Raw genomic sequence first — 13575 nt, 5'->3', positions numbered from 1 at the left:
CCATGGGCAAGTACGCGATCGTCGGCCTGGCCTGCCTCTTCCCGGGGGCCGGGACACCCGACGACTACTGGCGCAACCTGATCGCAGGTGTGGACTCACGCACCGACGGCGACGACCGTGTCTTCGGCCACGCGCCGGAGGCCCGGGAGACCGACCCCGAGGACAGGCACCGCATCTACTGCACCAGGGGCGGATTCCTGGACGAGTACGACGAGGGCGCCGCGGGACTCGACCCGAAGAACTATCTCCTCCCCGCCGACTACCTGGCCGGCCTGGACCGCTCGTTCCACTGGGCGCTCAAGGTCGCCGGGGACGCGCTGGCCGACGCGGGCCACCCCCTGACCGCGGACGGCCGGCACGGACGGAGGACCGGGGTGGTGTTCGGGAACTATCCGTTCCCCACCCCGGCCTCCGGACGTTTCGCCGGTGAGCTCTGGGACTCCGCCGTGGCCCAGGGCCTCGCCGAGGCCGGTCTCCCCGTGCCCGACGACCTGATCACGCCCGGCGCCCCCGACCCGTCCGGTCCGGTCACCGCGCACAACCTCTGGGCGGGCGGCATGCCGGCCCGTGTCGTCGCGGCCGCCCTGGGCCTGGAGGGGCCGAGGTTCACCCTCGACGCCGCATGCTCCTCCGCGCTGTACGCCCTGAAGCTCGCCTGCGCCCACCTGGAGACGGGCCGGGCCGACCTGATGCTCGCGGGGGGTGTCTGCGCACCTGACCCCACCGTGATCCACCTGTCTTTCTCCGACCTGCGCGCCTACCCGCAGGACGGCTTCAGCCAGCCCTTCGACGCCCGTTCCCGGGGCATCGTCACCGGGCAGGGCGCCGCGATGATCGCGGTGAAGAGGCTCGCCGACGCCCGGCGCGACGGCGACCGCATCCACGCGGTGATCGACGCCCTCGCCCTCACCAACGACGGCCCCGGCAAGCACCTGCTCGCGCCCAACGAGGCCGGCCAGCTCGCCGCGTACGAACTCGCCTACCGGGAAGCAGGTGTCGACCCGTCCGCGATCCAGTACCTGGAGTGCCACGCCACCGGTACGCCGCTGGGCGACAGCACCGAACTCGGCGGCGCCGAGGCCTTCTTCGGCCGTGGCCCGCTGCTGGGGTCGGTCAAGGCGAACATCGGGCACCTGCTGACCGTGGCCGGCATGTCCAGCCTCCTCAAGGTCGTCCTCTCGCTGTCGCACGGGGTCATACCCCCGACGATCGGCGTGGAGCAGCCGCTGCCCGGCACCATCGCGGACCGGGTCGTACGCGACGCCGTGCCCTGGCCGGACCCCGCCCCGGGCGCTCCCCGCCGGGCGGGCGTCTCTGCCTTCGGCTTCGGCGGTACGAACGCCCACGTCGTCCTTTCCGCACCGGAGACACCGGAGACACCGGAGACACAGGCCGCGCCGGCTGCTCGGCCCGCTCCGGAGGCTGCCTCCACCGAGCCGCCCCCGCTCGCCGTGATCGGGATGGGCGCGCACTTCGGGTCCTTCGCCACCCTGGACGAGTTCGAACGGGCGGGCTACGACGGGCTCGTCGGCGTACGCACCCTGCCCGAGCAGCGCTGGCGCGGCTTCGAGACCGTGGAGGGCGGCCCCCTGGACCGGGCCGGACTCGGCGGGGACGCGGTCCCCGAGGCGGCCTACATCGAGGACTTCGAGGTCGACACCACCTCGTACCGCATCCCGCCCAAGGACCTCGCCCACTTCAACCAGCAGCAGCTGCTGCTGATGCGCGTGGCCGAGGAGGCGCTGCGCGACGCGGGGTTCGAGCGCAAGCGCCCCGGCGGCACGGCAGGCCCGGACGCACGGCGGGTCGGTGTCGTCATCGGCATGGAGATGGAGCCCAGCGCGCACGGTCACGGCTCCCGCTACGAGCTGGGCCGCAAGCTCACCGAGTGGTGCGAGGCGGCGGGCGTCGACCCGTCGCCGGAGCAGCTCGCCGAACTGACCCGGGCCGCGCGCGACGGTGTCCACGACTCCATCGAGCCCAACGAGGTCCTCAGCTACATCGGCAACATCATGGCGAGCCGGGTCTCCTCGCTGTGGAACCTCACCGGCCCCTCCTTCACCCTCTCCTCGGACAGTGCCGTCGGCGTCGAGGCCCTGGACGTCGCCCGGCTGCTGCTGCTCGACCCCACCGTGGAAGCCGTCCTCGTGGGCGCGGTCGACCTCGCGGCCGGCCCGGAGAGCACCCTCGCCCGCGAACTGCTCGAACCGGGCACCGTACGGGACGGCCTGCGCATCCTGGGCGAGGGCGCCGGCGCCGTCGTCGTCACCCGGCCCGACACCGTGCCCCAGGGCGGCAGGGTGTACGCCACGGTGGAGTCGATCGCCGTGCACCACGCGCCGGACGTCAGCCCCGCCACACGCGCCGAACTCGTCGAGCGCGCAGCGGAAGACGCGCTTGCCGCGGCCGGTATCGGGCCGTCGGACGTCGAACTGGTCGAGGCCGGGGGAGCGCACCCCGCCGAGCTCGACGGCCTGGCCCGCGTCTGGAGCACCGAACGGGCGGGCGGCGAACTGCGCACCGCCCTGTCCTCGGCCCGCCGGGCCGTGGGCGACACGGGATGCGCCTCCGGACTGGCCGCGCTCATCCGGGCGGCGCTCTGCCTGCACCACGCCTACTTCCCCGTCGCCCCCGACGGGATCGCGGCGGACGGCACCGACGGCTCGGCGTTCTTCCTGGCCGCGGACTCCCGGCCCTGGCTGCGCTCCCACCGCGAGGGACGGCGCGCCGCCTCCGTCAGCGTCGTGGGCGCGGCGGGCAGCCACGCCCACCTGGTGCTCACCGGCGGGCAGGTACGCGGCGAGATCACCGAGGCCGACTGGACCCGCTCCGGCGGGGGAGTGGTCGTACCCGTCGGCGCGGACGACTTCGACGGGCTGCTGCGGCGGCTCGGCGAACTCCGCACCGCGATCGGGGCGGACGAGGCCGGGGCCGGCGACTGGCAGGCGGACTTCGGTGACCGGCCGGCGAAGGTCAAGGCCGTGCTCGTCGCGGACGACCCGGCCGGCCTCCTGCGCCAGATCGACCAGGCCCTCAAGGACCTGCCCGGTGTGTGGCGGTCCGGCGGCGAGTGGACCTCGCCGTCCGGGAGCTGCTTCACCGCACGGCCGATCGGCCCCGACGCCAAGGTCACGCTGGTGTTCCCCGGGGCCTTCAACTCCTACCTGGGGCTGGGGCGTTCGATGTTCCGGGCGTTCCCCGGGCTGCTTCCCCGCTTCGAGGCCCAGGCCGAACTCCCCGCAGAGCTCCTGCGCAGTGCGGCGCTCTACCCCCGCTCCCGGGAGCCCCTGGGGCGGCGTGACCTGATGCGCATGGAGGGTGAACTCGTCGAGGACATCCCGCTGATGCTGGCGGCCGGCACGAGTTACGCCCTGCTCTCCACGGACCTGGTACGCGAGGTGCTCGGCGTCCCCGTGCACGGATCCCTCGGCTACAGCCTGGGCGAGAGCAGCATGCTCTTCGCCACCGGCGGATGGGTCAAGAGCGCCCGCGGTGACGAGAAGATCAGCGCCTCGCCGCTCTTCGACGACATGCTGCGCGGGCCCAAGCGGACGGTCCGTGACCTGTGGGGCCTGGGCGACGAGGTGCCGGACGCGGAGGTGTGGGCCACCCATGTGCTGCTCGCGCCCGCCGACGACGTACGGGCCGCACTGCGCCGCTACGACCGGGTGTTCCTCACCCACGTCAACACGCCGCAGGAGGCCGTCGTCGCGGGCGACCCGCAGCAGTGCCGCGACCTGATCGCCGAACTGGACTGCCGCAGCGCCCGTTCGCCCGCCAACCACGTGATGCACTGCCCGGTGGTGGACGGGGTCCTGCCCGAGCTCGCCGACCTCAACCGCTACCCGACCGGTGACGTGGGGGACCTGGTCCTCTACAGCAGCCGGCACTACGCACCGGTGACGGACTTCGACGCGGACGCGGTGGCCGGGAACATCGCGGTCACCCTGCGCGAGACCGTCGACTTCCCCCGGCTGGTCCGACGGGCGTACGACGACGGCTACCGCTGCTTCATCGAGGTCGGCCCGAGCAGTACCTGCTCGCGGTGGATCCACGAGACCCTGGCCGACGAGCCGCACCTGTCGGTCTCGGTGGACCGGCGGGGCGCACGCGGGGCGACCGACATCGCCCGGCTGGCGGCCCGCCTCGCCGCCCACGGCATCCCGGTCGACCTCAGCGCCTTCGCCCCTCTCCCGCACAGCGGTCCGCGCCGGTCGCCCGGCCTGCGGCCCTTCCTGGCGGGCGGCGCCCCGGTCCCGCCGCTGGTGGCATCGGCCGCGGCCCCGACCGTCGCCGCGCTGCCGCGCACGCCGGTTCCGGCCGTGGTCCGTGCCGCGCCGACCGCCTCGGTTCCGGCCGTGGTCCGTGCCGCGCCGACCGCCCCGGTTCCGGCCGCGGTCCGTGCCGCGCCGACCGCCCCGGTTCCGGCCGCGGTTCACGCCGCCCCCGCCCCCAGCGCCCCACCCGTCGGTGCTCCCGCCGGACCCGCTGCCGCCCCCACGCCCACCGCCCCGCCCGCCCGTCCTGCCGCTCCGGTCGCGGCATACCCCCACAGTCCGGCGGAGGCCGCGCCGGCCGTCGGGGCCAAGGGCTCTCTCCTCGCCGAACCGGCGCCCGGCACGGGCGTCGAACACTCCACGGAATGGGACACCGCGATGCCGACCCACCCCTCCGCGCAGCCGCCGACGCCAGCCCTGGCGTTGGAAAGGGAGCCCATCACGATGATTCCGGCCGGTGCCCAGGTGCCGCCCGCCGGCCCGCCCGCGGACACCCCCGGGTCCCCGCCGGTGAGCGCCGTGTTCGGCGCTCCGCTGCCGGTGCCGCCCGCTCCCACCAGGAGCACCGCGCTCACCGGCGACGAGACCGCGGCCGTCCTGGTGCGCGGGCTGCGCAGCGAGATGCTGGAGGCGCACCGCGAGGTGCTCCAGGCCCAGCGGGAGCTGCGCGACCAGCTCGTCGCGCTGCTGACCGAGGGGGGCACCCCGCCGCCCCGCCCGCCCAAGCCCGAGGGCGTGATCTGGGACGAGCACGACCTCCTGGAGTTCGCCACCGGCAAGGTCGGCAACGTCTTCGGCCCTCGTTTCGCCGAGATCGACGAGCACCGCCGCCGGGTCCGGCTGCCCGCCCCGCCGTACCACTTCGCGACCCGGGTCACCGCCCTGGAGGCCGAGCCGGGGGAGTTCAAGCCCTCGTTCATCCGTACCGAGTACGACGTACCGGTGGACGCCTGGTACGCCGTCGACGGCCAGGTCCCCCCGGCCGTCACCATCGAGGCCGGCCAGTGCGACCTGCTGCTCATCAGCTACCTGGGCGCCGACTTCACCAACCGCGGTGACCGGGTCTACCGCCTGCTCGACAGCAGCCTCAGCTTCGTCGGCGACCTGCCCCGCGTCGGCCAGACCCTGCGCTACGACATCTGGATCGACCAGTTCGTGCGCCAGGGGGACACCCTCCTCTTCTTCTTCCACTACGACTGCTACGCCGACGGGGAGCTGATCCTCAAGCTCAACAACGCCTGCGCCGGCTTCTTCACCGACGAGGAGCTGGAGAGCTCCCTCGGCATCCTGGAGGCCAAGGTCCGCCCGCCCGTCGGCGACGGCACCTTCTCCGGTTCCAGCGCCTTCAAGCCGCTGGCCCGCACCGAGCGCACCGCGCTGGGCCCCGCCGACCTGGCGCGGCTCGCCGAAGGCCGGATCGCCGAGGTGTTCGGGCCGGGACACGGGCAGCCCGCCGGCTGCAACACCTCGCTTAGGCTCCCCACCGAGCGGCTCCGGATGGCCGACGAGATCACCGTCCTGGACCGCAAGGGCGGCGCTGCGGGCCTCGGACGCATCGAGGCCGTGAAGCACCTGGTGCCGGACGGCTGGTACTTCACCAGCCACTTCCCGGACGACCCGGTACTCGCCGGCTCGCTGGTCGCGGAGGGCGCCGTCCAGCTCCTGGAGGTGTACGCGCTCTCCCTCGGCCTGCACCTGTCGTTCCCCGACGCCCGCTTCCAGCCCGTTCCCGACCTGCGGACCGAGGTCAAGGTCCGGGGCCAGATCACCCCGGAGCACGACAGGATCGAGTACCGCGTCGACATCACCTCCCTCACCCTGGTGCCGCGCCCCGCCATCACCGCCGACGTCGTCGTCCTGCGCGACGGCAAGCCGTCCATCGGCGTCACGGGGCTCGGCATCCGGCTGGTGGAGAAGCCAGGAGCGCCCTACCGCCCCGAGACCGGCGGGACGGTCCCGCACTTCCTCGGCCGGCTGAGCCCGGCGACCGGAAAGCCCGCGCTGCTCAGCGAGTTCCACATGGCGCACGCCGCCAAGGGCGACCTGGCCACGGCGATGGGGCCCGAGTTCGAGGTCTACGCCGACAGCCGCGCCCCGTACATCCCCAACGGTGACTTCCTCTTCGTCGACCGGGTCATGGAGCTGGAGGGCACCCGGGGCGTCCTCAAGCGCGGGGCCGTCATGGTCACCGAGTACGACTCGCCGGACGACGCCTGGTACTACGACCACAACGGCCACCCGCACATGCCCAACTGCGTCCACATGGAGTCCAGCCTCCAGGCGGCCATCCTGCTCGGCTACTACCTCGGCGCCACCCTGCCCTTCCCCGAGGAGCAGTTCAGCATCCGCAACCTCGACGGCCGCGCCACCCTGGTCAAGGACGTCGACCTGCGCGGCAAGACCATCCAGCACCGGTCGACGCTGCTCTCCAGCGACCAGATGCCCGGCTCCATCCTGCAGAACTACAGCTACGAACTGTCCGCCGACGGCGAGGTCTTCTACCGGGGCGAGTCCCTCTTCGGCTACTTCAGCGCCAAGGCCCTGGAGAACCAGGTCGGCCTCGACAAGGGCAAGCACGTGGCGCCCTGGATCGACCGTCAGCCCTCCCGCCCCGCGGAGACCCGCCGCGTCGACCTCGCGGCCTACCGGGCCGCCGAGGCGACCCGCCCCGGCCCCCGGATAGGCCGGGACCACCTCGACCTCGTCGAGTGGGTCGACGTCCTGCCCGGCGGCGGCGACCACGGCCAGGGCTATCTGCGCGGCCACCGCACGATCCGCCCCGACGACTGGTACTTCTCCTGCCACTTCCACCGCGACCCGGTGATGCCCGGCTCGCTCGGCGTCGAGTCCCTGCTCCAGGGCCTCCAGGTCTACGCCGTGGAGACCGGCCTCACCGACGGCCTGGTCAACCCCCGCTTCGCCCTGCTCTCCGAAGCGGAGACGACCTGGTCGTACCGCGGCCAGATCCTGCGCGACGACCCCGAGATGGAGTTCGACGTGCACATCAAGGAGGTGCGCCGCACACCGGGCCGGATCCAGCTGCTCGGCGACGCGAGCGTCTGGAAGTCCACCCTGCGGATCTACCAGCTCGGTGGCATCGGCATCGAGATCCACCACGACCAGGCCTGATCCGCGTACGACCGACAGGAGACGCAGCATGACCACCGATCAGCACCGGCCGCGGTGGGCCGGGCCGGCAGACCCGGCCGTCGGCGACACCGGGGTCTACGACACCCTGATGCGCCTGGACGAACCCGTCTACATCGTGCGCGGGCCGTACGGACTGGGCGCGGCCGCCGGCGGAACGCTCACCGGCGACGGCCCCCACGAAGTGGTCGCCGCCGCGCCCCGGCTCGGCCCCGAACGCCTCGGCAGCGCCCGGTTCCTCGCCGCCCACGGCCTCCAGCAGGCGTACATGAGCGGTGCCATGGCCAACGGCATCGCCTCCGCCGACCTCGTCATCGCGATGGCCCGCGCGGGCTTCCTCGGCTCGTACGGGGCGGCCGGTCTGCTCCCCGAAGCGGTGGAGAAGGCGCTGATCCGGTTCCGCGACGAGATCCCCGGCCTGGGCTACGCCTGCAACCTCATCCACAGCCCGAGCGAGGACCGTCTCGAACGGACCTCCGTCGACCTCTTCCTCACGTACGGCGTGCCCTGCGTGGAGGCGTCCGCCTTCCTCAAGCTGACGCCGCACCTGGTGCGTTACCGGCTCGCGGGCCTGCGGGCCGGCGGGCCGGACGGGGTCATCGCCTCGAACCGGGTCATCGCCAAGATCTCCCGCACCGAGACCGCCGAACTCTTCATGCGGCCCGCCCCCGAGGCCATGGTGCGGTCCCTGCTCGCGGACGGCCTCATCACCGAGGAGCAGGCACGCCTCGCCTCCCGGGTGCCGCTCGCCGACGACATCACCGTCGAGGCGGACTCCGGGGGCCACACCGACCGCCGGCCGCTCCCCGCCCTGCTGCCCGTCATCATGCGGCAGCGCGACGCGATCATGCAGGAGGCGGGTTACGCCGAGCGCATCCGGATCGGGGCGGCCGGCGGCATCGGGACCCCGGACGCGGCGGCCGCCGCGTTCGCGATGGGCGCCGACTACGTCGTGACCGGGTCGGTCAACCAGTCCTGTGTGGAGGCCGGCACCTCCCCGCGCGTCAAGGAGATGCTCGCCCAGGCCGGCATCGCCGACTTCGACATGGCCCCCGCCGCCGACATGTTCGAGATGGGCGTCGAGCTCCAGGTCCTCAAGCGCGGCACGTTCTTCCCGATGCGCGCCAAGCAGCTGTACGACCTCTACCGCACGTACGACGGCATCGAGGGGCTGCCCCAGGACGTACGGGCCCGGGTCGAGCAGCAGATCTTCCGGCGGCCCCTGGACAGCGTCTGGGAGGAGACCGCCGAGTACTTCGCGCGCCGCGACCCCGGCCAGCTGGCCCGGGCCGAAGGCCACCCCAAGCGGCGGGCGGCGCTCGTCTTCCGCTGGTACCTGGGGATGGCGTCGCGCTGGGCGAAGACCGGCGAGGCCGACCGGGCGGTGGACTACCAGATCTGGTGCGGGCCCGCGATGGGCAGCTTCAACTCCTGGGTGCGCGGGACGTATCTGGCGGCACCCGAGCACCGCAGGGTCGCCGACGTGGGGCGGCAGATCATGAAGGGCGCGGCTTTCCACCAGCGCCTCGCCATGCTGCGGGCGGCCGGCGTCGCCTTCCCCGCGGGCATCGCCACCCGCCCGTCGCCGGAGGACTCCGCGCCCCGTGACTCCTCCGTCGGGGTGGGGCAGTGACCGTCGTCGACGCGCCCGCCCCGGCCGCCGTGCCCGCCCACGCGGCGCCGGGGGCCCCGGCGGCCCCGGCCGGGGTCTTCGCCGGGGCGGAGCGCCTGGACCGGCTGCTCGGCGACCCCTGGTCGCCGCAGAACCCGTACGGCTTCGCGGCGGGCGTGGCCCGGGACGCCGCCGAGGAGTACCCGCACGAGGCCGAGGCGCGGCTCCGCGCGGAGGACTTCCATCTGTGCCACCTCCCCGGCGCCCTCGGCGGGACCCTCCGCTCCTTCGAGGACACCCAGATCCTGGTCCGGGTCGCCGCCCGGCGCGACGTCAACACCATGCCCGCCACCATGTTCAGCATCTCGGCGGTCATGACCGTGCTCGCCGCCGGCACGGAGGCCCAGCACGAGGTCGTCGCCCGCTGGCTGCGCGAGGGCCGCACCATCGCCTTCGGGTTCTCCGAGGAACAGGCCGGCAGCGATGTGCTCGCCAACAGCTGCGCGCTGACCCCCGAAGGACTGCTGCACGGTACGAAGTGGCTGGTGGGCCGGGGGAGTTCGGCCGACGCCGCGGTCATCGTGGCGCGCACCGCTCAGCGCGGTGCGGGCGCCTTCACCGCCGTACTGCTGGGACCGGAGGAGCTCTCCGCCCCCCAGGTGCGGCGGCACGCGCCGCAGCGCACCACAGGGATGCGCGGCATCGACTTCGCCGACCTGGAGTTCGACGGTCTGCCCGTACCGCCGCAGGCCGTCGTCGGTGACACCGGCAGTGGTCTGGCGGGCGCGCTGCGCGCCCAGCAGATCGTCCGGCTGATGAGTACGGCCGGCTGCCTCGCCACCGCCGACACCGCGCTGCGCACGGCACTCCGGTTCGCCGGTGAGCACCGCACCGGCGGCGAACGCGTCGCCGACACCCCGTACGGCGCACGTGAACTCGCCCTGGCCGCAGCCGAACTGATCGCCACCGACCTCGCCGTGCTGACCGCCGCACGCCAGGTGCACATCGCGCCCGGCGCGTTCGGCCTGGCCTCCGCCGTCGTCAAGCACACCGCCGTCCGTCTCACCGCCTCCTGCGTCAGCCGCTCGCACGCCCTGATCGGCGCCCGCGCGGTCCTGCGGGACGGTCCCGGCGCCGTACTCGACAAGGCGGTCCGCGACAACGCGATGGTCGCGGTCATCGACACCAGCGTGCTGGGCAACCTGCGCGCCCTCGCGATGCACCTCCCCGCGTACGCGCCCGCCTTCCCGGACGACCCAGCCGCCGCCCCGGAGCTCGACGGACCGGCGGAGGAGCGGCTGCGCGCGGTGTTCGCCCTGGGCGACCCCGCCACGCTGCCCGCACTGGGCCCCGCCGCACTGGACCTGGGCGTACGGCCCAAGGACGACGTGCTGCTCGGCTTCGCCGCGTACGCCGGGGCGATCGGCCGGGAGCTGAGCGGGCGCGGCGAGCACCGGGCGGCCGGGCTGGTCGCCGGGGTGCGCTCGGCGCTGGCCGCCGTCGTCACCGACACGGCCGCCGCCCAGCGTGACCGCGCCCGCTCGACGAAGGTCTCCCCGGAGACGCTGGACCTCGCCGGCCGGTTCTGCATGCTCCACACGGCGGCCACCGCGGCCCTGGCCTGGTGGCACCACCGCGAGGGGGACGGCCTCTACGGCACCGCCCCCGGCGACACCTCCTGGCTCGTCGCCGTACTCGCGCTGCTGACCACCCTCGCCGACGGCCGCGACCCGCGCACCGCGCCGTACGGGGACCTCGCCCCGGCCGGGCTTCTGGTCACCGGACTCGACGCGGCGCGGCGGCTGTTCACCGCGCTGCCGGTCCGGCTGAGCGACACATCCACGAACAGCGATACATCCACGAACAGCGACACGCCCATGAAGAGCGACACGAGCGACACGAGCGACGAGAACGAGGAGGCCGACGAGCGATGACCGATCTGCAGGCCCTCATGGCCGACCTGGAACGCCACATGGGCGACCCCTTCGACGACGACGGCCCCCTGCCCTTCAGCCGCGTCCTCGAACTGGACGAGCGGGAGACGTACCCCGACGAGTTCGTCGACGTGCTGGCCTCCTGGGGGCTGTACGACTGGAGCATCCCCGTCGAGAGCGGCGGCCGGGCCGTCGACATCCAGGACGGCTTCAACCTCTACCGGCTGGTCGCCCGCCGCGACCCGACCACCGCGACCGCCATGGTCATCAGCACCATCAGCTTCATGCCGCTCTGGGTCGCCGGCACACCGGAGCAGCGCAAGCACTTCGCCGACCTCATCAAGAGCGGCTCGAAGCTCGCGTGGGGCCTCTCCGAACGCGAACACGGCAGCGACATCCTCGCCAACGCCACCACGGCCCGGAGGACCGAGGGCGGCTGGCTCCTCGACGGGGAGAAGTGGACGATCGGCAACGCCACCGTCGCCGACGTCGTGATGGTCTTCGCCCGTACGTCGGAGAAGGGCGGCCCGGCCGGATACTCCATCTTCGCCGTCGAGAAGGGGCTGCTCGCGGAGGGACAGTGCGAACCCCTGCCGCACGAACCGCTGCACGGCCTGCGCGGCCTGGACATGAGCGGGGTCCGGCTGCGCGACTGCTTCGTGCCCGACACCGCCGTCGTGGGGAAGGTCGGCCAGGGCCTCGAAGTGGCCCTGAAGAGCAGCCACCTGGTCCGCATCGCCATCACCAGCATCGCCATGAGCTGCGCGGACACCGCACTGCGCGCCACCCTCGACTTCGCGACCCGCCGCATGATCTTCGGCGCGCCGGTCTCCGAGGTGCCCTACTCCCAGCGCCAGCTCGTGGAGAGCTACGCCGACCTCCTCGTCGCCGACGCGCTGACCACCGGCGCCATCCGCAGCCTCCAGCTCACCCCGGAGCAGTCCAGCATCTGGTCCTCGGTGGTGAAGTACTTCGTCCCCACCCTGCTCCAGGAGACGCTGGCCAGGCTCGCCATCGTGCTCGGCGCCCGCCACTACCTGCGCACCCACCCCCGCTACGGGGTCTTCCAGAAGGCCGTACGGGACTGCGCGGTCGCCGACTTCGCCGACGGCAACACCGTCGTGAACCTGAAGAACATCGCCCTCCAGCTCGGCAACCTCCTGGACACCGCGGTCACCCAGGACCCCGACAAGGTGGCGGGCGCGGTGGAGCGCACCCGAGCACTCTTCGACCCCGCCCACCCCATGAAGCCCTACCGGCCCGCCGAACAGCAGCTGTTCAGCCGTGGCGTCGACGACCCGGTGCTCGCGCTCCGCTCGGCCGTCGGCGCACTGCGCCAGGCCGCGGCCGCCGCCACCGGGACCGACGCGGCCCGGCTGGCCGCCGCGGCCGACGCGGCGGGATCCGTCACCGACGAGCTGGACCGCATCGCCGCCGAGCACCGCAAGCTCTTCTCCGACCTCGGCAAGAGCGCCGGCCAGTCCGCCGAACTGTACGACCTGGCCAAGCAGTACACCTTCGTCTCGGCGGCGGCGGCCGTCGTCCACCTCCACCTGCACGGCCACGGGAGCGTCCATCCGGAACTGCGCTCCCCAGCGGTCCTGCTGGTCTGCCTGGAGCGGCTGCTCAAGCGCTTCCACCCCACCGTGAACGTCGCGGGGCCGCAGGAGATCACCGAGGTCGCGGACGCACTCACCGCCGCGCACCGCGAGGGCCGCCTCTTCTCGTTCCGGTCCTTTTCCGTCAACTGGTGAACCAAGGAAGGAGACCGAGCCCATGGACTGCACGGCACCGTTCGCCGACCCGCTCGCCGACACGGCCGAGGTCTGGCTGCTGGCGGAGGAGGACGTGGACCGGTTCGCCGAGGCGACGGGCGGCGCCGCGCTGCTGACGGACGAGGAACGGGCCCGGCACGACCGGCTCCTGTTCCCGGCGGCCCGCCGGCGCTTCCTCGGCGCCCGGCTCCTGTCCCGCCAGGTCCTGTCCCGTTACGCCGATGTGGCACCCGATTCCTGGCGGTTCAGGACCGGCACCTACGGCCGCCCCGAGGTCGAGGGCTGCGCCTGGGGGCTCGACTTCAACATCACCCACACCAACGGTCTGATCGCGGCCATCGTGGTCCGCGGCCGGACCGCCGGCGTGGACGCCGAGATCACCCCGGCCAAGCCCGAGGCGATGCAGTTCGCGCCGAAGGTGTTCACCCCGCTGGAGAACGAGGTCCTGCGCCGCAACCGGGAGGGCCAGCGGGGCCACGCCTTCGCCGACTCCTGGGTGGCCAAGGAGGCGTACACGAAGGCCACCGGCATGGGCATGTGCCGGGGCTTCGACGCCTTCTCCGTCCACCGGCTGAGGGACGGCGGCCTGGCGGTCGTCGACGAGGACATCCCCGAGACGGAGCGGGACCTGTGGCAGGTCCAGGTGCTCCAGGTCTGGGACCGCTTCGCGCTCGGCGTGGCCATCAGGGCCGACCGGAGCGACACGGGCCCGCTGCCGGTCCGGCTGCGCTCCGCGATCCCGGACCTGCTGCCGGAGGAGGCGCGCTCATGACCCGTGCGGCCCGTGGCCGGCGCTGTCCACCTGTGGCCGGTCCCCTACCTGAAGGCGT

General features: G+C 73.3%; 5 protein-coding genes. All 5 read left to right on the top strand.

Annotated features, from left to right (window positions below):
* Nucleotides 1–2 precede the first annotated feature (2 nt).
* The 5 genes from ACIRD8_RS11315 to ACIRD8_RS11295 are packed head-to-tail and all read left to right on the top strand — an operon-like array spanning nt 3 to nt 13517.
* Nucleotides 3–7406, top strand: coding sequence for a beta-ketoacyl synthase N-terminal-like domain-containing protein (locus ACIRD8_RS11315; protein ID WP_403989061.1), 7404 nt, complete (start codon nt 3–5; stop codon nt 7404–7406).
* Between the two features lie 28 nt (nt 7407–7434).
* Nucleotides 7435–9057, top strand: a complete 1623-nt coding sequence (locus ACIRD8_RS11310) for a PfaD family polyunsaturated fatty acid/polyketide biosynthesis protein (protein ID WP_403989060.1) — start codon at nt 7435–7437, stop codon at nt 9055–9057.
* The gene (locus ACIRD8_RS11305; RefSeq protein ID WP_403989058.1) at nt 9054–10970 is read left to right on the top strand and encodes an acyl-CoA dehydrogenase family protein; all 1917 of its coding nucleotides are present in this window, start codon (nt 9054–9056) and stop codon (nt 10968–10970) included. Before ACIRD8_RS11310 ends, ACIRD8_RS11305 begins: the two co-directional genes overlap by 4 nt.
* Nucleotides 10967–12724 carry an acyl-CoA dehydrogenase family protein gene (locus ACIRD8_RS11300; RefSeq protein WP_403989056.1) on the top strand — a complete coding sequence of 586 codons (1758 nt, stop codon included), beginning with the start codon at nt 10967–10969 and terminating at the stop codon, nt 12722–12724. Before ACIRD8_RS11305 ends, ACIRD8_RS11300 begins: the two co-directional genes overlap by 4 nt.
* Before the next feature lie 22 nt (nt 12725–12746).
* Nucleotides 12747–13517, top strand: coding sequence for a 4'-phosphopantetheinyl transferase superfamily protein (locus tag ACIRD8_RS11295; protein ID WP_202075686.1), 771 nt, complete (start codon nt 12747–12749; stop codon nt 13515–13517).
* Nucleotides 13518–13575 lie beyond the last annotated feature (58 nt).

This window comes from Streptomyces sp. NPDC102451 (assembly GCF_044765485.1).
In the GTDB taxonomy this organism is placed as follows: Bacteria; Actinomycetota; Actinomycetes; order Streptomycetales; family Streptomycetaceae; genus Streptomyces.
The sequence above is the reverse complement of the archived record's forward strand: the minus strand, read 5'-3'. Positions and strand labels throughout refer to the sequence as shown.